This is a genomic window from Embleya sp. AB8, assembly GCF_049739465.1.
Lineage (GTDB): Bacteria > Actinomycetota > Actinomycetes > Streptomycetales > Streptomycetaceae > Embleya.
On the sequence record NZ_JBMHHY010000003.1, the window covers coordinates 372,776 to 392,007 of the forward strand.

The window sequence follows — 19,232 nt, forward strand, 5'->3', positions numbered from 1 at the left end:
TCTGGCCGATGCCGGCCGACGATCGATCGACTCATGATCCGGCTGATCCATCGGCCGAGCCGACGGCGCCGCCCACGCAGATCATCGCGGATCCAGGCCACCGCCGCGGCCGATGCCATGCTCCTCCCCGACCGCACCGCCCGCACACCCCGGCGCCGACCGGGTCGATCCCCCCGCGGACCGCGTGGCCCAACACCTCGGCGCCCAACAACGATTCCACCGCGTCCAGTTGGGCGACGCCATGCGCGGCCGCCGCGTCCACCCCGGCGCCGGCCGCGCTCCGGCGGCCGATGTCGCGCAGCACGACCTGCCGGATTCCGGCGAGCCGGCCGGCGATCAGCGCGGGCACCGGGTCGGTCGGCGCCGCGCCCGCCTCCTCGGCCAGGGTGTACGGCGGCGGATCGGTTGCGTCGCCCGGTCCGGCGGCGCTGTCCGGAATCCTGCCGCCTATGCGCCGGCCCCGGGCCGGCGCATAGGCCCCGGCCGCGCCGGCGCCCACCCATACCGCGCCGCAGTCGCGCGCGCCACCGCAGCGATGGCTGCCGGCGGTCGAGCGGGCTCTGACTGCGCCGAACGGGTGAAAAGACCGGCCGAACCGGTGCGAATTCCTCCGGGATCTTCGCGTGCGCGCCGTTCGTTGATCGATTATCGAGTGATCTCTCGGTATGACGGCGATCTGGGAACGGAGCACGGCGCGATGAGCGGCTTCCTCGACAAGGCCAAGAAGATGGCCGAGGACACGATGAACACCGGCAAGCAGAAGGTCGAGGAGGTCCAGGTGGGCCGGGACGCGAGCGCGCTGCTCAAGCAGCTGGGCGCGGCCTACTGGAAGGAGCAGCGCGGGGGCGGCTCGCACGAGGAGGTCACCCGGGTGTTGGGTCTGCTCGACGAGCACGTGGCCAAGCACGGCGACGCGGCCCTGCGCGGCTGAGCCAAGCACTCCGGGTGGTCCACCCGAGGGGGCCGGGTCCACGACCCCGCCCCCTACCTCTCGACACGTCGTCGCGCCCGGCCGACACGTGTCAGGTGCGTGCCCGGCGCCGGCTCAGGCGGCGCTGTCCTCCCGGACGGCCGCCGTGGCGCCGGCGAGGTCGCGTTGCGGGCCCGCCGGCGCGGGGTCCCCGAACGCCGCGGAGCTTGCCTCCTCGGCGCGGCGCCGCCGACGCCGGCGGATGAGGGTGACGATGCCGGCCACCACGCCGATCGCCACGATCGCGGCTCCTATCCAACCCGGCACGCTCGCCGCCGACGGGTAGGCGCTGCCCGCGAGCCGGCCCAGCATGATCGAGCCCGGCACCCACACCAGGACGCCGACCGCGTTCCACGGCGCGAACCGCCGATACGGCATGCCCGCCGCGCCGGCCAGGCGCGGCAGCAGGGTGCGGGCGAAGGCGACCCAGCGACCCAGCATCACGGTCACGCCGCCGGCGCCGCGACCGCGCGTGAACATCTCCTCCGCGCGTTCCCATCTGGGTTCGCCGACCTTGCGGCCCAGGCGCCCGGTTCTTATCCGTTCGCTGCGATGCCTGCCGGAAAGGTAGCCGAGGGTGTCCCCGACGACGGCGGCCGAGGTCGCGATGATCAGCACCGGCACCAGGGCCAGGTGTCCGGTGGAGGTGAGCAGTCCGCCGAGCAGGAGCACCGGTTCGGCGGGCATGAAGACGCCCAGGAGCAGTCCCGTCTCGATGACGGCGACCAGTGCGATCACGACATAGGCGTATAGCGGCGGGAGATCACCCAGCCGGTCCACCCACTCGTGCACGGCATCCACGTGGAACCTCCCCGTTAGGCCGCTTGCCATGTGGCTTGACAAGCATCCGCCTTCAATGGTGTCAACGGATCCTGCGCGCGGCCGAATTCCCGTCTACTCCCCAGGCGGTACGAACGTGGCCCGGGTCATCCGCCGCGGCCTCGCCCGGAGCCCCCGGGAGGGGGCCGGACGGATGGCCCCTAGGGGTCGCCTTTACGTTGGACGCCATGAACGACATCCGCATCCGGCCGGCGGGCCGAGACGACATCGCCGCCATCGTCGGCCTCCTGGTGGACGACACCCTGGGCTCGGGTCGGGACTCGATCGAGGACCTGACCCCCTACCTGGCCGCCTTCGACCGGGTGGCGGCCGACCCGAACCAGGAGCTCGTGGTGATGACCCGGCCGGATCGGGCGACCGGCGAGGCGAAGGTGATCGGCACGCTTCAGTTGACCATCATCCCCGGCCTGTCCCAGCGCGGTACCACCAGGGCTCTGGTCGAGGCGGTGCGCATCGACAGTGCCGAGCGCGGCGGCGGCCTGGGCACGGAGCTGATGCGTTGGACCATCGACCGGGCCCGCGAACGGGGCGCGACGATGGTGCAACTGACCTCCAACTCCACCCGGGAAAGCGCCCATCGTTTCTACCGCAACCTGGGCTTCACCGATTCGCACGTGGGATTCAAACTCGCCCTGTGACCGGGATCGGCCGGCCCCGGCCGACGAGCCTCGCCGACCCGGTCGGCGCTCGGGGACAACCCCGAGGCCGTCCCCGGGGTCAATCCCGATCGCCGAGCTCGACTCGGACGCCCACCGTCCCGTCGACCCCACGACGCAGCCGACTGCCGAGCAGGGTCAGCCGCCCGGTCAGGCCGAATTTGCGCCGGATCAGGGCGCGGCAGTGCTCCGTGCCGGCCGCGTCCAGGAGTTCGGCGTGGCCCGGCACCGCGTCGCCTCGGGCGTTGCCGCGCGCGTCGCACTCGGCGACGGTGACCCGGCCGCTGTTGCGGATCCGTTTGACCTTGCCGGAGTCGCGCACCGTCCACAGCGCGAGCGCGTCGCCGTCGCGGACGACCCATACCGGGGTGGGTACCGCGCGCCCGTCCCGGCGGAACGTGGTCAACAGGACGTACTTCCCGGCCGCGAGTCGATCCAGGTCCGCGGGCGGGCGGGGTGAAGTCATGCGCGTGAGTCTAGGGCGCTCGCACGGCGCGGATGCGGCGCACACGAAGCGGTCGCCAAGATCGTCCGCGGCCCGGACCTGCCTGCGCCGCCACCTCGGATGGGACGATGATCCGATGTCGCGCACATCGGAGGAAACCCACGTCCAGGTCCGGCCCGCCGGCGAGGCGGACGGGGCCGGCCTCGCCGAGATCGACCACCTCACCTGGTCGCCCGTCGTCACCCCCGCCCCGCGTTGGGCGGCGGACAAACAGTTCTTCCGGGACGCCGACCACGTGCGCGACACCCTCGTCGCGCACGAGGGTGGGCTCGTCGTCGGCTACGTACACCTGGAGCGCTCGACGTTGTGCCCGGCGTCGGGCCACGTCCAGATGGTCAGCGGGCTCGCGGTGCACCCCGACCACCAGGGCCGGCGGATCGGCCGGCTGTTGCTGCGCGCGGCCGAGGCCGAGGCGCGCCGCCGCGGGGCCCGGCGGATCACCCTGCGCGTGCTCGGCGGCAACACCTGCGCCCGAGCCCTGTACGTGTCCTGCGGGTATCGCATCGAGGGGGTCCTGGAGGGCGAGTTCCTGCTCGGAGGGCGCTATGTCGACGACGTGCTGATGGCGCTCGACCTGACCGATTAGGACTTGACCCCGGGCTTCGCCGCCGCGTAGCCGACCGCCTCGGCCACCGGGACGTCGCCGCCGACCGCCTCCAGGATCTTGCCGATCGTGCCGGGTCGGGCGACCAGTTCGGCCAGGATCGCGGCCACGTCGTCGCGCCGGATCGCGCCCCGGCCCTCGCTCTCGGAGAGCGCGATCAGCCCGGTGCCGGGGCCGTCGGTGAGCCGGCCCGGGCGCAGGATGGTCAGGTCGAGGGCGCCGCGCGAGCGCAGGTCCTCGTCGGCCTCGCCCTTGGCCTTGAGGTAGAGCGCGAAGTCCGGGTCGGTGTCGGCGGGCGGGTGGGTCGAGGCGCCGATCGAGGACACGATCACATAGCGCCGTACGCCGGCGTCCTCGGCCGCGTCGGCCAGCAGTACCGCGCCGCCGTAGTCGACGGTCATGGTGCGCTCGCGGGTGCTGTCCGGCCCCGCGCCGGCCGCGAACACCACCGCGTCGGCGCCGGTCAGGTGCTCGACGAGCTCCTCGACCGGGGCCCGCTCCAGGTCGCAGACGACCGGTTCGGCACCCGCCGCGATCAGTTCGTTCGCATGGTCCGGGTTGCGAATGAGCCCGACCACCGTGTGTCCGCGTTCGGCGAGCAACCGCTCCAGCCGAAGTGCGATCTTTCCGTGTCCACCCGCGATGACAATGCGCATGTATTACACCGTAAAGTCACGAACCGGTACATATCCCCGCACGCCCACGCGACACGATCAGGTTCCACTGATCGGGCGCGCCCGGACCCGGTCACCGGCACCCGATCCGCGCGTCGGCCGCCCCTACAGTCGGGTGTCATGACCATCCCACCGGGCCCGACGATCACCACCGACCTCACCCACACCCGCGACCTGCTCTTCGCGTACTTCAACGCCACCGCGAACGAAACCGGCCACCCGGGCTGGGCCACGCCCGACCTGCTGCCCGCCTGGGCCGTCGCCGACCACCTGGACCCGGCCGGTTACTACGGCCACCCCGGCGCCTACTTCACCGCCCTGCTGGACGGCCGCCCCGCCGGCGGCGTGGGCGTACACCTGCTCGACGCGTCCACCGTCGAGGTCAAGCGGCTGTACGTGCTCCCGCACGCCCGGGGCCACGGCATCGCCCGCGCGTTGATGACCCGCCTGCACGCGCACGCCCGCACGATCGGCGCCACCCGCAGCGTGCTCGACTGCCTCCCGCAGCGCACCGGTGCGATCAACCTGTACAAGGCGCTGGGCTACCGCGACATCCCGCCCTACGGCAACGACCACGGCCCGACCCCGCTCGACTGCTTCGAACTGTCCCTCGACACACCGTGACCCACCCGCCGCACGCGTCCCGAACCCCGGCGAAGTCGCCCACCGTCCCCCATTTGCCGTAACCTGCCACATCGCTTCTCCGCACGATCGGGCGGATTTCGCCCTTTGCCCTCCCTCGCGACCCGCAGCCGTTCTATCGTCGCCCCGTTCGGTGTCACCCGTACGGAAGGGGCCGGTCGTGACCCGAGGAGGCATCGGTGCGGCGCGCGTCGGCAAAGCGCTGGGGCTCGTCCCCCGGCAGGTCCGCCTCGCCGCCCGTACAGGACTGCTCGCCCAACACCAGGACGGCACCTTCGACGCCGACGCGGTCGCCCGCGCCGCCGCCGATCCCGGCCCCTTCCTCACCGCGCTCAGTCGCGAGGAACCGCTCACCGCCACCGAGGCCGCACAGCGCCTGGGCATCAGCCGGGAGCGCTTTCGCCGGGTCGCGCCGGCCGCCGGGCTGCCCGTCGTGGACCGGGTACGGGTCACCCGATACGGCCGTGACCTGGAGGTGCGCTACTACCGCACCGCCGACGTGGACACCCTGCACCCGCACATCGTCGCCGACCGCGAACTGCGCGAGGCGGCCCGTACGGTGGCCCGCTCGCTGGCCGCCACCAAGGCCGCCGCCACGCGCGCGCACAACCGCGAACGCGCGCACAACGCCCGCCACTACCTGGCCACGCTGGCCCCGGACCGGCAGGCGGACCCCGCCGACGTGATCGCGTTCGCCTGCGCCCTTGCCCGGCTGCACGGCACGGCGCCCGCTCGGCTGCGCCGCTTCATGGCCGACCCCCGGGTACGCGACATCGCCGAAATCGCCGAGCAGTGCCGCTACAAACCAGCCGAAATCGCGGACCTCCTGGCCGCCGCCACCCCGCGCGCGATCGCCGCCCTGCGTGCCCTGGCCCGGCCGCACCGGGTGTGGGCCACGCTCGGCGTGCCCGCCGAGGACATCGCCCACCGGGTGCCCTCCATCGACCACCACATCAGCGCCGCCCTGCTGGACGAGCTGGCCGCCGACCCGCCGCGCTGGCTCCTCGAGCTGCACGCCGACCGCGAACTGGAGCACGCCACCGCGGCGGTCACCCGCTGGCTCGACCGCGAATGGCACGCCCAACAACGCCGCGCCGAGGCGGTCTGCCGCGCCGCGGAGGCGGTGATCGACCACCTGACCGACGACGCGGTCGCCGAACTCTTCGGCCTCCCGGTGGAGTTGATCGTGTCGCTGCGCCCCCGCAGCAACAAATGGACGACGGCGTACGTGGAAGAACTCCTGCACACCCGCCCCCTGTGGCTGCGCAGCCGATCCCTGGCCCAGGAGGAGGTGGTCCGCCGCGAATCCGCCCGAGCCCGCCGCGAATCGGCCCGCACCCAGCGCCGGCTGAACTGGCGCCGCACCTGGGCGAGAGCCCTGTCCATCCCGTTGGAAGCGGTCCCCGACACGGTCGAACGCCCAACCCCGAAGGCCCTGCAAACAGCCCGCACCCACCCCCCACACTGGGCCCGCCCGCACTGACCACCCGGCCGCCGCGGGGCCGGATCAAATCCTCCCCGACGCCGGCGGAACCGCAGCCTTCGTCGCTGACGTAACGGGTGGGCCGGGTGGGCCGGGTGGGCCGGGTGGGCAAGAGTCCCCTCACTCAGGCGCAAGCCCAAGGGCCGTACGCGCCTCGCCCACCAGTTTGTGCGACCCCAGCACCACCACCAGGCCGCCGACCCCGGCGAGTTCGCCCGCCCGCCCGAGCGCGGAGACCACGTCCGGCTCGACATACGCCGCCCCGCCCGTGCGCAGCGCCGACAGGCGGTCCGGATCCGCCGCGTCCGCCGAGTCGCTCCGGGTCGACACCACCGGCCAATCCCTCGGCAGCTCGGCCAACATCCGCGCCGCGGGCTTCTCCCGCATGACGCCGAAGACGACCACCGCCGGCACCCGGTCCGCCGTCCGCACCTGCCGGGCGATCTCCGGCACCACCGTCGCCAAGCCCTGTACGTTCGTCGCCCCGTCCAACAACACCCGCCCCGACCAATCGCGCACGCGCGCGCCCGCGACCAGTTCCAGCCGCCCCGGCCACCGGGTCGACGCCACCCCCGCCCGCAACTGCCCGTCCGCATAGGCCGGCACGTGCCCCCGCTGGACCAACGCGTCCACCCCGGCCACGGCCAGCGCCAGGTTGTCGTACTGGTGCGCCCCCGGCAGCGCGCACACGAGATCCCGATGCACCCCCAGCGGCGTCCGCACATCCAGCCGACCGCCGTCCGTCGGCTCGACCCGGATCTCGCGCCCCAGCCGCCACACGGTCAGCCCCGCGTGCCCGGCCAACACCTCGTCCGCCGCCGCTGCGGCCTCCGCCGACAACCGGCCGAGCAGTACGTGGTCGCCGTCCCGCGCCGCCCCGACCTTGGCCCGAGCGATCTCCGCCTCGGTGCCGCCCAGCCGCTCGGTGTGGTCCAGGCCGACCCCGGTGACCACCTTGACGTCCAGCCCGAGCGAGCGCACCACCGTGTTCCGCCCGCCGATATTGGCCTCCGCCGCCACCAATCGCACCCCCGCCCGCCGAAAGTGCGCCACCGCGGCAGCCGCGTGCAGCGACGACCCGTTGAAGGTCGCCCCGGTCGCCTCGATCGCCCCGATCGCGGGCACCACCTCCTCGAACGCGGCCACGTACTCCGCCTCCGACACCGGCACCCCACCGATCCGGATCCGCTCCCGGGGCTCCTGGAGATGCGGACTGGGCATGCTGCCCACCCGCAACCCCATCCCGGTCAGCGCGGCGACGGCGAACGCGCACGTGGACCCCTTGCCATTGGTCCCCACCACCTGCATGCCGCGCAGCGCCCGTTCCGGATGACCCAGTTCGGCCAGCAATGCCGGGAAGTCCCGCCCACTGGCCCGCCGCCGGTGAAACTCACCGACCAACTCCACGCATTCGCGATAGTCCATGACCGCCGATCCTGTCACCGGCCGCCGACCGTCGACCACCCTGTGTCGCCCCGCCCGCCGCTACTCCCCGGTCATCAGTTCGGCCGCGACGACCGCCCCCAACTCGGTGCACGCCGCCAGGCCCGCGCGCGTGAGCGGTCCGGCGACCGCCACCGGCGGCCGGACCCGACGCCACTGCATCCCCGTCGCCACCGACTCGACCGAGCGCACCGCGCCGGTGGTGTCGCTGCCCCCGTGCACGTAGAGCCCGTACGGGCGCCGCGCGGTCTCGTCCCGGCACAGGTAGTAGGCCGAGTCGAAGAAGTGCTTCAGGCCGCCGGACATGTAGCCCAGGTTCGCCGGCGTGCCCAGCACGTACCCGTCCGCCTCCAGCACCTCCACCGGCGAGCAGGTCAGCGCGGCACGCACCCGCACCTCGACGCCCTCGATCTCCGGGTCCCGGGCGCCGGCGAGGGTCGCCTCCAGCATCTCGGCGAGCGTGGGCGAGGGCGTGTGATGCACGACGAGCAGGATGGCCATGGCCTCACGCTGCCAGAACCGGCCCGCGCCCGAAACGCCCCGCCCGCGCGGACGGCCCTGCCGAGTCCCCCGCGCGAGTGGACTATCCCGAAAAAGATGGCGATTCCACCCGTTTGATGCTTTGACTCGGTTGCACCATTTGTGACGATAAGAGCACTTTAGGTAATACGCCGATAGGCCAACCGGCCGGCACCTCGGGGAGAACCACGGACATGCGACTCACCCACATGCGACTGCTGCCCTACCCCCGCACCAAGCCCCCCACCACCCGCCCGCCCGACGCCGACCACGTCCCCGCACCCCTGCCCGCCCCGGCCGCCGCCGCCCCCGCGCTGCCGTCCCTCGTCTCGGTCGTCCGTCGCACGCTGGCCCCCGCCCGACACGCGCCGACCGTGCAGTCCCGCACCTTCCACATCGTCTACGCGCTCACCACGCTCCCCCTGGTGATCGCCCTCCACGCCGCCCTCTGGGCGCTGTCCACCCCCGGGCGCCTCGGCGCCACCGTCCTGATCCTCTACGGCCTCGGCCGCGCCGGGATCCTCACCCCGCACACCCCGCACTGAGTGCACCGTCCGAAGGAGCACCCATGGTTCTGTCCATCTCCGGCGTCCTGTTGCTCGGCGTCATCGCCTACGTCTTCTTCCGCAAGGACGGGTTGCGCATCCCGCACGCCCTGGTCTGCGCACTCTTCGGCTTCTACCTGGCAGGCAGCTCGATCGCCCCGCACATCACCGCGAGCGGCAACAGCATCGCCAACCTGCTCAGCGGTCTCAACTTCTGAGCACCGAGCGCGTCCCCCACCTTCCACGCCCACCTCCAGGCCCCGGCTCGCAGCCCGAACCGGGGCCTCCCGCCTACCCGTACCAACCCCCTCACGGAGACCGCATGTCCCCCGGCCCCAAATCCCTCGCCGCCATCGCCCAGCGCGCCAAGGACGGCATCGGCACCACCCGCACGCGCGCCCGGAGCATCCACCGCACCACGCGCGACACCTTCTCGCCGGTGTTCACCCTCGGCCGCGGCCTGAACCGACAGCTCGCCTGGGCCCGCGCGTGGTGGAAGAACGCCTCCGCGGACAAGCGCAAGGCCGGTGCCGCCGCCGTCGCCGCAGCTTTGTTGGCCCTCTACTTCCTGCCCTACGCCCCGCTGCTCGCGCTGCTTGCCGTGCTGGCCTCGGCCGCCTGGCTCGGCCACGAGGACAAGCCGCCCGCGCCCGACCCCGGTCCCGACCCCACCGACCTCAGGCTGCAGGCCGTCTACAACGGCCTGGTGCCCCACCTCGCCGACGACCACGACCCGGCCCGGCTGTTCCACCCCGGCGGCGCCTACCAGAACGCGTTCCGGCACTGGGAGTTCGACGGCGACCGGATCACCCGGCTCGAACTCGGCTACAGCCCCTACTTCACCGACGACGACCCCGCCGCGCGCGCCCGGATCGAACGTGTGCTCCAGGCCAAGGCCGGTCCCGGTCGCGAATACCGCTACGACTGGGAGACCGAGCACAACCAGCTCGTGGTCGCCGCACTGCCCCCGCTGCCGCCCGCCGTGCCGGCCCAGCAGTTCGTCACCGCGCCGTGCGAGATCCTGCTCGGCATCACCGACCCCGGCAGCACCAACCGGCGCATCCCGATCCGGGTCGACGGCGTCACCCGGGAACTGCCGCCGGTGATCTGGCGGACCGGAAACCGCAGTACCGACCCGCACCTGCTCGCGGTCGCCGCCCCCGGCGCGGGCAAGTCCAATCTGCTGCGCACGATCGCCCTCCAGGCCGCCCGCGACGGCGACATCGTGGTCATCGACGGGAGTGGTTCCGGGGACTACGCGTGCCTGGCCGGCCGACGCAACATCCTGCGCATCGAGACCGGCTACCAGGGTGCGCTGGAGACGCTGACCTGGCTGCGGCACGAGACCGAACGCCGGATCGCCGCCGTCACCCACGCCAAGCAGTACGGCGCACCGGTCCCGGACAACGCCCGCCGTCCCCTGTGGGTGATCCTCGACGAGATCACCGAGCTCTCCGACCTCGCCACCGGCCAGGGCGGCACCGACCCCCAGGAACTGCTCGACCTGCCGCTGCGCCTGGGCCGGGCCGGCCACATCGGGGTGATCACCAGCGCCCGTCCCACCCACCTGGACCGGCTGCGCCCCGCGCTGATCGCCGACACGCACACCCGCGTCGTGCTGGGCCCGCTCGACCCGGAGACCACCCGGACCGTCCTGGGCGCCGCGCCGGGCAGCTCCGGCGGCGAGGCGATGCCACCGGGGCGCGGCTTCGTCCGGATCGGCAACGGCCCGATCGTGCGCATCCAGATCCCGCACACCCCGGACCCGCTCGAGGAGGACACCCCCGAGGCCGAACGCAGGCGCCTGCTCGCACTGCTGCCGCGGCACACCGACGCCCCGGCCGACGCCGTCGAGGAGGCCACGATCTCGCTCGCCAAGGAACCGGTACGCGAACCCGAACCCACCGGCTGACCCGACCGCCGGCACCGCGCCGCGCCGCCCGCGCCGGCCGCCCCGAAGGCCCTCCGAGCCGACCGTGCCCGGAGGGCCTCGGCGTGTGCCCGCGCCACCACCAAATATCCAAAACGCACCACTCCGTCCCCACCCGCGCGCCATGATGGTGGCCCGCACCCCCACGGAGGACGTGGACGCCCAGTGTTCGACCTCGCCAACTTCACCGTCAGCGACATGGTGGTGTGCAGCTCCGAACTGCGCCGGGTCACCGCCGAATCGGCCACCACCGAGGACGCGGCCCGCGCGATCGTGCAGCACCTGCGCGCCACCTTCCGCGACCCGCGCACCGGGCAGCCCCAACTCGTCCTCGTTCGCCTGTTCCAGACCATGCCCTGGCGCAACCTGACCGCCGATCTGGCCCAGCGTGCCCTGCACCGGCAGCCCGACCTGGTCCCGCACCCCGATCTGCGCTGCCTGACCCTGCTGGCCACCACCGGCGACCGCCCCGAGTGGCGCGACCGCACCCGCTCGCGCGCCCACCAGGTGGTCGCCTTCCCCAGCGCCGAGGCGGTCCGCCGGGCACCGATGATCAGCGCCATGCTGGACCAACTCGGGGTCACCGCCGAGGAGATCGTGGCCGGCCCGCTGCCCACCGACAACGAGTGGGACCGGCACGACATCCACCACATCGCCGACGCGCTGACCAGTGACGCGGTGCCGGACAAGGCCTTCGTCCGGGACAACGCCATAAAGTCCGTGGTCGGCTACGCCGGCAAGTTGCCCGACGGCGAACTGTTCACCGTGGTGATGTTCACGCGTGTGCCCGTGCCGGCCCGGATCGCCGAACTCTTCCGCACCGTCGCGGTCTCCACCCGGCTTGCCCTGCTCCCGCTCGACACGGCACCCCTGTTCGCGGGCGGCCCCGGCCGGCACACCCCGATCACGCACGTCGCCGCCGCCCGCCTGGACGCGCTCGAACAACTCCTGGCCGCCCACGAGGGCACCACCGCGCAGCAGGCCCTGGTCGCCGAGGACGCGCGCGATCGGGTGCGCTCCCAGCAGGAGCAACTCGCGCACAAGCAGCGCCGGCTCGACCAGGAGACCCGGATCGTCGAAACCCTCTACAGCGTCGGCCAAAAGCTCACCCGCGAGCTCAACCTGGAACGCCTGGTCCAGGCCGCCACCGACGCGGCCACCTCGGTGATCGCCGCCGAACACGGCATCTTCCGCTACGTCGACTACGACACCGGCGGCGTGGCCGGCACCCGCTACGCGGTCACCAGCGCCGACCCCACCCTGATCGACCGCCTCCCGCGCCCCCGGCCCACCTCGGCCGGCCGGACCAGGCCGCAGACCACCGCCGTCCCGCCGGTCACCGTGCGCCGCGGCGACCTCACCGAGGACCCGGCCGCCGGCCGCCTGCTGCCCTACCGGGTCAGCGCCGCCGGCCGGCCGCCGGTACGCAGCCTGTTGACCATCCCGGTGACCACCGCGACCGGCGAGGACCTGGGGGCGTTCTCCTTCTGCCACACCCGGGCCGACGTGTTCACCGAACGGGACGAACAACTCGCCCTGGGCATCGCCGCCCAGGCCGCCACCGCGATCGAGAACGCCCGACTGTTCCGCAGCGTCCGCGACACCGCCGTCGAGCTCCAGCGCAGCCTGCTCCCCCAGGTCCCACCCGACCTGGACGAACTCGACATCGCCTTCCGCTACCTGCCCGGCGCCAAGGGCCAGCAGGTCGGCGGCGACTGGTTCGACGTGATCCCGCTGTCCGCGGGCCGGATCGCGCTCGTGGTCGGCGACGTGATGGGCCGAGGACTCCGGGCCGCCGCCGTGATGGGCCAACTGCGCGCCTCGGTCCGCGCGTACGCGGTGATGGACCTGCCGCCCGCGCAGGTCATGCGCCATCTCAACCGTCTGGTCACCGGGCTCGGCAGCGAGGACCAGATCATCACGTGCGTCTACGCCGTCTACGACCCGGGCGACGCGACCATCCACTGGTCCAATGCCGGGCACCTGCCGCCCGCGCTGATCAGTGCCGACGGCAAGGTGGAACTCCTGGAGGACGATCTGGGCGTCCCGCTCGGCCTGGACGGCACCACCTTCGAGGACGCGGTGATCGGCTTCGACACCGGCGATCAGCTCCTGCTGTACACGGACGGCCTGGTCGAATCGCACGACGCCTCGCTCACCGACCGCCTCCAGGAACTCACCGAGCACATCGACGGCACCACCGGCGGCGCCTACACCGTGGCCGACGTGGCGGACCTGTTGGCCAAGACGATGCTCACCGGCCAGGAACCCGACGACGTGGCACTGCTGCTGGTCCGCGCCCGGCACAGCGTCGAGCGCACCGCGTGTCTGGACCTGCCGCCCACGCCGCGCTCGGCCCGCGAGGCCCGTGACTTCGTGCGCGGCACGCTGGGCCGGTGGGAGTTGACCGAACACTGCGACACCACCTGCTCGGTGGTCACCGAACTCGTCTCCAACGCGGCCGAACACGCGCGCACGCCGATGGAGTTGCGGCTGCGCCACCACCCGGGGCGGCTGATCGTCGAGGTGGTCGACCACGACGGCCGGTTACCCAAGGAGATCGCCTCCCTCGGCCACGACGAGCGGCACCGCGGCCTGTGCATCGTGGCCGGGTTGGCCACCGACTGGGGAGTGCGGCCCACCGACACCGGCAAGATCGTCTGGGCGGAGATCCGCGACCGATGAAACTCGACCGGCGCACGCCCGCGCGCACCGCCGCCGTTCGCTGTGCGTGGCGGCGGGTGTCCCGAGCCGCCGGTCGGCGCGGAATTCGTGGCCGGCCGGCCGAGTTTTATGCCATGTTCTCGCATCGATGTGATGAATCATCCGTTTTCGGGTAGCTACCCTCCGTCACGGACCCCGGGCGGTCCCCGCCGGACCCTCGGCCGGGAATCTTCGGGGCCCGTCACGCGTTCAGCAATCGGACGAGACAGCAACACCTGTCGATGTGGGTTGACAAGCCAGGAGGCACGATTCATGAGTGAGCGAGCTCTCCGCGGCACACGCCTTGGCGCCACCAGCTACGAGACCGATCGCGGTATCGATCTGGCGCCGCGTCGCACCGTGGAGTACGACTGCCCCCGGGGGCACCGCTTCGAGATGCCGTTCTCCGTCGAGGCGGAGATCCCGTCGACGTGGGAGTGCCGCAGCTGCGGTGCGGTAGCGCAGCTGGTGGACGGCGCGCCGCCGGAGGAGAAGAAGAACAAGGCCACGCGGACACACTGGGACATGCTCATGGAGCGGCGGACCAGGGAAGAGCTGGAAGAGGTCCTCGCCGAGCGCCTCGCCGTACTGCGGTCGGGTGGGATCAATCTCCACCACGATCCGCGCAACAACCGCAAGAGCGCCTGAGCGAGCACCGCGCGAGCCCGCTCCGGGCCCGTGCGGATCCCGTCGACAGGTAGCACCGACGCCCGGGGCGCCGACGACCTTCACTCGGTCGTGGCGCCCCGGGCGTCGTGTTGGGGGCGGCAACAGCCGCCCACCTCAGGGCAGTTGCCCGGGCGGCTGCGGCGGGTCGTCGTCCCGCCGTGCGTCGGGGTCGATCACCTCGCCCTTGATGACGTCCGGGTCGATCACCTCGCCCGGCACGATCTTGCCGTCGGGACGATGGATCCGGACGTCCTGCACCATGCCGCCGAGGCGCGTGCTGCTCGCCACCTTCGCCGCCACCACCGTCCCGATCAGCTTGCGAACCAGCGGCCGGGTGAACGGGAGCACACACAGCAGCCCGAGCGCGTCGGTGATGAACCCGGGGATGATCAGCAACACGCCGCCCAGGATCACCACGCCCGCGTCCGCGGCGGCCCGGGTCGCCGCCTTGGCGTGGGCCTCGAGCGCGGCCGGGTCGGTCTGTCCCTCGCGCTGCGCCCGTTCGCTCAGCTCGCGCAACCGGGTCAGCACCCGACGGCCCTCGTACCGGATCACCAGCGAGCCCAGCGCGATACCGGCCAGGATCAGCAGGAAGGTGTCGAGCGCCCCGATCTCGCTGCCCACCAGGCCGATCACATAGATCTCGGCCAGCGGCAGGGCGACGATCGGCAGGAGCTTGACCGCTCGGCGCAGCGGGGTGCTCATGTGATCACGTCCTCGGCGGGGTGCTACCGGTGGTGCCGGTAGTGCTGTCGGCCCCGGGGTGACTGTCACTCTCGGGGTGGGGGTGCTGCGCGGCGGGTTCGTCGGGATACTTGCCGACCCGGCGGCCGACGCCCCACGCGGTGACCCGCCACAGCGCCTCGGCGACGATGGTGTTGCTCATCTTGCTGTTGCCGCGTTCGCGTTCGATGAAGGTGATCGGCACCTCCAGGACCCGGTAGCCCTTGCGGATCGCCCGCCAGGCCAGGTCCACCTGGAAGCAGTAGCCCTGCGAGGCGACCTCGTCCAGGCCGATGCCGAGCAGTGTCTCCTTGCGGAACGCCCGGAAGCCGCCGGTGACGTCGTGGATGTCGACGCCGAGCATCAGCCGCGAGTAGGTGCTGCCGCCCTTGGAGATGAGCTTGCGGTGGCCGGGCCAGTTGACCGCGCCGCCGCCGGGCACCCAGCGCGAGCCGAGCACCAGGTCCGCGTCCTTCACCGCCTCGAGCAGCCGGGGCAGCTGCTCGGGCTGGTGCGAACCGTCGGCGTCCATCTCCACCAGGATGTCGTAGCCGCGGTCGATGCCCCAGCGAAAGCCCGCGATGTAGGCGGCCCCCAGGCCTTCTTTGCCGGCCCGGTGCAGCACCTGGATGTGCGGGTCGTGCTCGGCGAGCGTGTCGGCGATGTCGCCGGTGCCGTCGGGGCTGTTGTCGTCGGCGATCAGCACGTCGACGTCGGGCACGGCGGCCCGCAGGCGGGCGACGATCGGCTCGATGTTCTCCGATTCGTTGTAGGTGGGGATGATGACGAGCACCTTGCCGAGATCGGCGAAGCTGGTCTGCTCGCTGTCGGTCACATCATCTCCTTGATGGCGTTGGCTTCGGCGTCGGCGCTGTCGACGCCGACGTCGGCTGGGGTCGGCGGGATGCCGAGGGTGCTGCTGCTTGGCGGCTTGCGTCGACGGCGCTGGATGCCGTACGCGCAGGCGAGGAGTCCGACGATAGCCAGGATCGACTCGGGAGCCGAACCGAGTCGGCGTGCCGGGGCGTGGTCGTGGCCCGGCGGCGCGGCGGCGAGCCGGGCGGCGGCCGGGATTTCGTGGCTGCGTTCGACCGGATTTCCCGGCGGCCTCGCGGGTGCGCCGCGCCGGGGGCCGGCGGTGCGCGGCGCGGGCCGGCCGGATTCGGGTGCCGGTCGGCGGGGGTGCCGGGCGGGCGCGGGGGTCGGCTCGACGGCCGGGGCGCGGGCGGGCGCCGGGGCGTGGTCGAACTGCGGCACCGAGTGGCCCCCTCGCTGGGTCGTCGCGATCGCTGCGGCCCGGGCGCGGCGCCGAGTTGCGCCGGTCGGGTGATGCAGTGACGTTACAACGTACGAGGTGGGAGTTCGGTTTCGGCTCATTGTCGACGGTGGGTGGCAGCGGGAGCTCGGTCGCCCTTCGGGCCGGCCCCGGACCGGCTGGCTGTCGGTCGCGGTGGTCGTTGTCTACTGGGCGACCGGGCTCTGCCGCGGTCTCACCTTCCGGCACGGGGTGTGCTCGCGTCCGGCGGGGCGGCTGCACGGGTGCCGCTCTGCCGTTCGTGGCCGCGTGGGGCGGCCTCCCGGGCGCGTGTCACGCCGGTTCCGGACCTGGCGCCCGGTGGCTGTGCCACCTGTGGCCCGGAGGCGTGCGCGTGCTCGGGGAGGTGTTCTCCTGCCGGTCGTCCTGCGGTGGACTGGGTCGAACGTACTGGGCGATGCGGGCGCGGTGTCAACATCGCACTGACCTGCGCAAATACGGTATCGGTGCAGGTCAGGGCCCGGGGTGGTGATACCCGGGTGTGGGTGGTATGCGCCCGCCGGGTGGCGCAATCGTTCCCCTAATGGGTCTCGAATGGGCCCCGCCGAGGCATCTGCGGCCATTGCCCGGGCGCTCGCGCCGAGGTGTGCGGCGCGGGTTCGGCGTCGGGCGGGCGCGGCGGATGTCGGCGTGTCGGCGTGGTGCGGGTCCCTGCGGTGTTGTACACGAAGTCCCTACGGTGTTGTACACGGATCGGGGCCCACCGCGCGAGCGCGGCCCCGGGTGCTTCGCCCGGCCGCGGGAACGGGTCAGGCCAGGCAGGCCGTCCCGGAGAAGCCCGCGTAGGCGTTGGGCCGGCTGTGCTCGGTCTCGCCCACCGCGGCGGCCAGTCGGCGGATGGCCTCGGTCAGGGTGGCCGCGTCGTGCGCGTAGGGCAGTCGTACGTGGTGCTCGAAGGTGCCGTCGATGCCGAAGTGGGTGCCCGCGGCGATCCGTACGCCGTGTCGGGCGGCGGTCTCGGCCAGGGTCAGGCTGGAGATGCCCTGGGTGCGCACCCACAGGGACAGCCCGCCGACCGGCATCGCGAAGGTCCAGTCCGGCAGTTGCTCGGCCAGCGCGTCGGCCAGCGCGGCTCGGGCGGTGCGCAGCGCGGGCAGCCGGGTCCGCAGGATGGCGTCCTCGTGGTCGGTGATCAGGTGGTGGGTGACCAGCTGGTCCAGGACGGGTGCGCCGACGTCGAAGGACACGCGGGTGGCCGAGATCCGCCGGACCAGGTCGGGGGTGGCCCGGATCCAGCCGATCCGCAGCCCGCCCCAGAAGGTCTTGGAGGTCGACCCGATGGTGATCACGTTGTTGGTGCGGTCGAACGCGGCCATCGGCAGCGGCCGGTCCACCGGGTCGATGTCCAGGGCCAGGTCGAAGCAGGTCTCGTCGATGATCAGCGTGGTGCCGGTGTTGCGGGCCAGGTCCACCAGGGTGCGCCGGATGCCCGGGTCGGCGAGGTGGCCGGTGGGGTTTTGGTAGTCGGGGATCAGGTAGGCCAGCCGGGGCGCCGCGGTGCGCAGCGTGTCGCGCCAGGTCTCGGCGTCCCAGCCGGTGTCCGTCATCGGCACCGGGACGGGTCGGTTGCCGGCCTGCCGGATGGCGTCCAACACGTTCGCGTAGGTGGGCGATTCGACCGCGACCCGGTCGCCGGGGCCGGACAGGGTGCGCAACACCAGGGTCACCGCGGCGAGCGCGCCGGGGGTGACCAGGATCTGGTCGGGCGTGGTGGGCACGCCGCGGCGGGTGTAGCGCTGGGCCAGCGTGTCGCGCAGCACCGGCAGGCCGCCGGGCAGGTAGCCGTGGCCGGTGGTGTAGGTGGGCAGCGAGTCGGTGGCGTCGGCGACCGCCTGGTGCAGCGCGCGGCCGGGGCCGGGCAGCGCGGCCACGCCGAGGTCGATCACCCCGGTGCTGGTGCTCGGGCTCAGTCCGCGGGTGGGGATCTCGGTATGGCTGCCGGGCAGCGTGGTCCAACTGCCCGAGCCGCGGCGGCTGGTCAGGTAGCCGTCGGTGCGCAGCAGTTCGTAGGCGGCGGCGACGGTGGTGCGGCTGATGCCGAGCCGGTCGGCGAGGCCGCGTTCGGCGGGCAGGCGCGCGGTCAGTGGGATCCGGCCGTCCAGGAGCAGTGCGCGGATGCGATCGGCCAGCGTGCGGTACGCCGGGCCGGTGCGCGCGGTGGACTGGGTCGTGGTGGTCCACGGGTGCAGGAGGTCGGCGAGGCGGGTGCTGCTGACGGTCAGGTGAGGCGCGCTCATCAGTCCACTCCTGTCGAATTGGCTATGGATCTGTGATCCGGTGTCAAGGATTCTTTCACCGTTGGCTCTTTTTTGGCAGTCAGTCGCTGTCCGGTGAAGAACGAGGTGCACGGTGGCTTGGTCGTGGGTCCGGCGCTTGGTCCAGTTGTATGCGGGGCTCACGCTCTACGGGTTCAGCATGGCGTTGCTGATTCGGGCCGAGTTGGGGCTCGATCCGTGGGATGTGTTCCATCAGGGGCTGGCCGAGCGGACCGGGTGGAGCTTCGGCACGGTGACGATCGTGGCCGGCGCGGCCGTGCTGCTGTTGTGGATACCGATGCGCCAGCGGCCGGGCCTGGGCACGGTGAGCAATGTGTTCGTGATCGGCATCGTGGTGGACGCGTCGTTGCGGTGGGTGCCGGCGCCGGACGCGTTCGGGTGGCGCCTGGCCTTCCTGGTCGCCGGCGTGGTGCTGAACGCGGTGGCGGGCGGGGCGTACATCGGGGCGCGGCTCGGGCCGGGGCCGCGGGACGGGCTGATGACGGGTCTGGTGCGGCGTACCGGGCGCTCGGTGCGGCTGATCCGGACCGGCATCGAGATCACCGTCCTGGGGGTGGGCTTCGTCCTCGGCGGGTCGGTGGGCCTGGGCACGGTGTTGTACGCGCTGACGATCGGGCCGCTGGTACAGGTGTTCCTGCCGCTGTTGACGGTGCGCGAGCGGCGGGCGGGCGCCGAGCCGGTGGGCGCGGCTCCGGTCGGCGATCCCGCCGCGGAGCCGGCGCCCGCCGGATAGCC

21 protein-coding genes are annotated in these 19,232 nt (G+C 72.7%); 11 read left to right on the forward strand and 10 right to left on the reverse strand.

The features are described from left to right. Window positions 1–31 precede the first annotated feature (31 nt). Window positions 32–499, reverse strand: a complete 468-nt coding sequence (locus ABIA38_RS06495) for a hypothetical protein (RefSeq protein ID WP_424637463.1) — start codon at window positions 497–499, stop codon at window positions 32–34. Window positions 500–697: 198 nt separating this feature from the next. On the opposite strand from ABIA38_RS06495, the gene ABIA38_RS06500 reads away from it, so the two are divergent. Further along, window positions 698–931 carry a hypothetical protein gene (locus ABIA38_RS06500; RefSeq protein ID WP_424637464.1) on the forward strand — a complete coding sequence of 78 codons (234 nt, stop codon included), beginning with the start codon at window positions 698–700 and terminating at the stop codon, window positions 929–931. 114 nt (window positions 932–1,045) lie between these two features. Here ABIA38_RS06500 and ABIA38_RS06505 read toward each other — a convergent pair whose 3' ends face one another. Then, window positions 1,046–1,771: a DedA family protein gene (locus tag ABIA38_RS06505; protein WP_424637465.1), complete on the reverse strand. Its 726-nt coding sequence runs from the start codon at window positions 1,769–1,771 to the stop codon at window positions 1,046–1,048. A gap of 206 nt (window positions 1,772–1,977) precedes the next feature. Between ABIA38_RS06505 and ABIA38_RS06510 the strand changes: the two genes are divergently transcribed. Continuing rightward, complete coding sequence (locus tag ABIA38_RS06510) at window positions 1,978–2,448, forward strand: GNAT family N-acetyltransferase (RefSeq protein ID WP_424637466.1); 471 nt, start codon at window positions 1,978–1,980, stop codon at window positions 2,446–2,448. Between the two features lie 79 nt (window positions 2,449–2,527). Here the strand turns inward: ABIA38_RS06510 and ABIA38_RS06515 are convergent, their stop codons facing one another. Continuing rightward, the gene (locus ABIA38_RS06515) at window positions 2,528–2,932 is read right to left on the reverse strand and encodes a PPOX class F420-dependent oxidoreductase (RefSeq protein ID WP_424637467.1); all 405 of its coding nucleotides are present in this window, start codon (window positions 2,930–2,932) and stop codon (window positions 2,528–2,530) included. 115 nt (window positions 2,933–3,047) lie between these two features. Between ABIA38_RS06515 and ABIA38_RS06520 the strand changes: the two genes are divergently transcribed. Further along, on the forward strand, window positions 3,048–3,557 hold the full coding sequence (locus ABIA38_RS06520; protein WP_424637468.1) for an N-acetyltransferase family protein: 510 nt from the start codon (window positions 3,048–3,050) through the stop codon (window positions 3,555–3,557). Here the strand turns inward: ABIA38_RS06520 and ABIA38_RS06525 are convergent. Beyond that, window positions 3,554–4,231, reverse strand: coding sequence for an SDR family oxidoreductase (locus ABIA38_RS06525; RefSeq protein ID WP_424637469.1), 678 nt, complete (start codon window positions 4,229–4,231; stop codon window positions 3,554–3,556). The two genes, ABIA38_RS06520 and ABIA38_RS06525, sit on opposite strands and share 4 nt — an antisense overlap. 138 nt (window positions 4,232–4,369) lie before the next feature. Here ABIA38_RS06525 and ABIA38_RS06530 point away from each other — a divergent pair, with 138 nt between their 5' ends. Together ABIA38_RS06530 and ABIA38_RS06535 are read left to right on the forward strand one after the other, a co-directional pair. Next, window positions 4,370–4,873, forward strand: coding sequence for a GNAT family N-acetyltransferase (locus ABIA38_RS06530; protein ID WP_424637470.1), 504 nt, complete (start codon window positions 4,370–4,372; stop codon window positions 4,871–4,873). A gap of 178 nt (window positions 4,874–5,051) precedes the next feature. Next, a complete protein-coding gene (locus ABIA38_RS06535; protein ID WP_424637471.1) occupies window positions 5,052–6,374 on the forward strand; it encodes a hypothetical protein in 1,323 nt (440 codons plus the stop codon). A gap of 120 nt (window positions 6,375–6,494) precedes the next feature. Here the strand turns inward: ABIA38_RS06535 and ABIA38_RS06540 are convergent, their stop codons facing one another. Continuing rightward, on the reverse strand, window positions 6,495–7,799 hold the full coding sequence (locus tag ABIA38_RS06540) for a bifunctional folylpolyglutamate synthase/dihydrofolate synthase (RefSeq protein WP_424637472.1): 1,305 nt from the start codon (window positions 7,797–7,799) through the stop codon (window positions 6,495–6,497). Window positions 7,800–7,859: 60 nt separating this feature from the next. Continuing rightward, window positions 7,860–8,318 carry a flavodoxin family protein gene (locus ABIA38_RS06545; RefSeq protein WP_424637473.1) on the reverse strand — a complete coding sequence of 153 codons (459 nt, stop codon included), beginning with the start codon at window positions 8,316–8,318 and terminating at the stop codon, window positions 7,860–7,862. A 212-nt stretch (window positions 8,319–8,530) separates the two neighbouring features. On the opposite strand from ABIA38_RS06545, the gene ABIA38_RS06550 reads away from it, so the two are divergent. From ABIA38_RS06550 to ABIA38_RS06570, 5 genes are all read left to right on the forward strand, one after another. Then, a complete protein-coding gene (locus tag ABIA38_RS06550) occupies window positions 8,531–8,881 on the forward strand; it encodes a hypothetical protein (protein ID WP_424637474.1) in 351 nt (116 codons plus the stop codon). A 23-nt stretch (window positions 8,882–8,904) separates the two neighbouring features. Then, a complete protein-coding gene (locus ABIA38_RS06555) occupies window positions 8,905–9,099 on the forward strand; it encodes a DUF2304 domain-containing protein (RefSeq protein ID WP_395865676.1) in 195 nt (64 codons plus the stop codon). A gap of 104 nt (window positions 9,100–9,203) precedes the next feature. Next, the gene (locus tag ABIA38_RS06560; protein WP_424637475.1) at window positions 9,204–10,793 is read left to right on the forward strand and encodes an ATP-binding protein; all 1,590 of its coding nucleotides are present in this window, start codon (window positions 9,204–9,206) and stop codon (window positions 10,791–10,793) included. 183 nt (window positions 10,794–10,976) lie between these two features. Beyond that, the gene (locus ABIA38_RS06565) at window positions 10,977–13,496 is read left to right on the forward strand and encodes an ATP-binding SpoIIE family protein phosphatase (protein ID WP_424637476.1); all 2,520 of its coding nucleotides are present in this window, start codon (window positions 10,977–10,979) and stop codon (window positions 13,494–13,496) included. 291 nt (window positions 13,497–13,787) lie between these two features. Beyond that, window positions 13,788–14,162, forward strand: a complete 375-nt coding sequence (locus ABIA38_RS06570) for an RNA polymerase-binding protein RbpA (protein WP_360318572.1) — start codon at window positions 13,788–13,790, stop codon at window positions 14,160–14,162. Between the two features lie 135 nt (window positions 14,163–14,297). On the opposite strand, the gene ABIA38_RS06575 is transcribed toward ABIA38_RS06570, so the two are convergent. From ABIA38_RS06575 to ABIA38_RS06590, 4 genes are all read right to left on the reverse strand, one after another. Then, entirely contained in the window at window positions 14,298–14,888 is a 591-nt protein-coding gene (locus tag ABIA38_RS06575; protein ID WP_424637477.1) for an FxsA family protein, read from the reverse strand. A 4-nt stretch (window positions 14,889–14,892) separates the two neighbouring features. Then, window positions 14,893–15,741 carry a polyprenol monophosphomannose synthase gene (locus ABIA38_RS06580; RefSeq protein WP_424637478.1) on the reverse strand — a complete coding sequence of 283 codons (849 nt, stop codon included), beginning with the start codon at window positions 15,739–15,741 and terminating at the stop codon, window positions 14,893–14,895. Beyond that, entirely contained in the window at window positions 15,738–16,163 is a 426-nt protein-coding gene (locus ABIA38_RS06585) for a hypothetical protein (protein ID WP_424637479.1), read from the reverse strand. The genes ABIA38_RS06580 and ABIA38_RS06585 overlap by 4 nt, the downstream gene beginning before the upstream one ends. Window positions 16,164–16,970: 807 nt before the next feature. After that, window positions 16,971–18,458, reverse strand: coding sequence for a PLP-dependent aminotransferase family protein (locus ABIA38_RS06590; protein ID WP_424637480.1), 1,488 nt, complete (start codon window positions 18,456–18,458; stop codon window positions 16,971–16,973). 178 nt (window positions 18,459–18,636) lie between these two features. On the opposite strand from ABIA38_RS06590, the gene ABIA38_RS06595 reads away from it, so the two are divergent. After that, window positions 18,637–19,230, forward strand: a complete 594-nt coding sequence (locus ABIA38_RS06595; protein WP_424637499.1) for a YczE/YyaS/YitT family protein — start codon at window positions 18,637–18,639, stop codon at window positions 19,228–19,230. The last annotated feature ends 2 nt before the right edge of the window (window positions 19,231–19,232 follow it).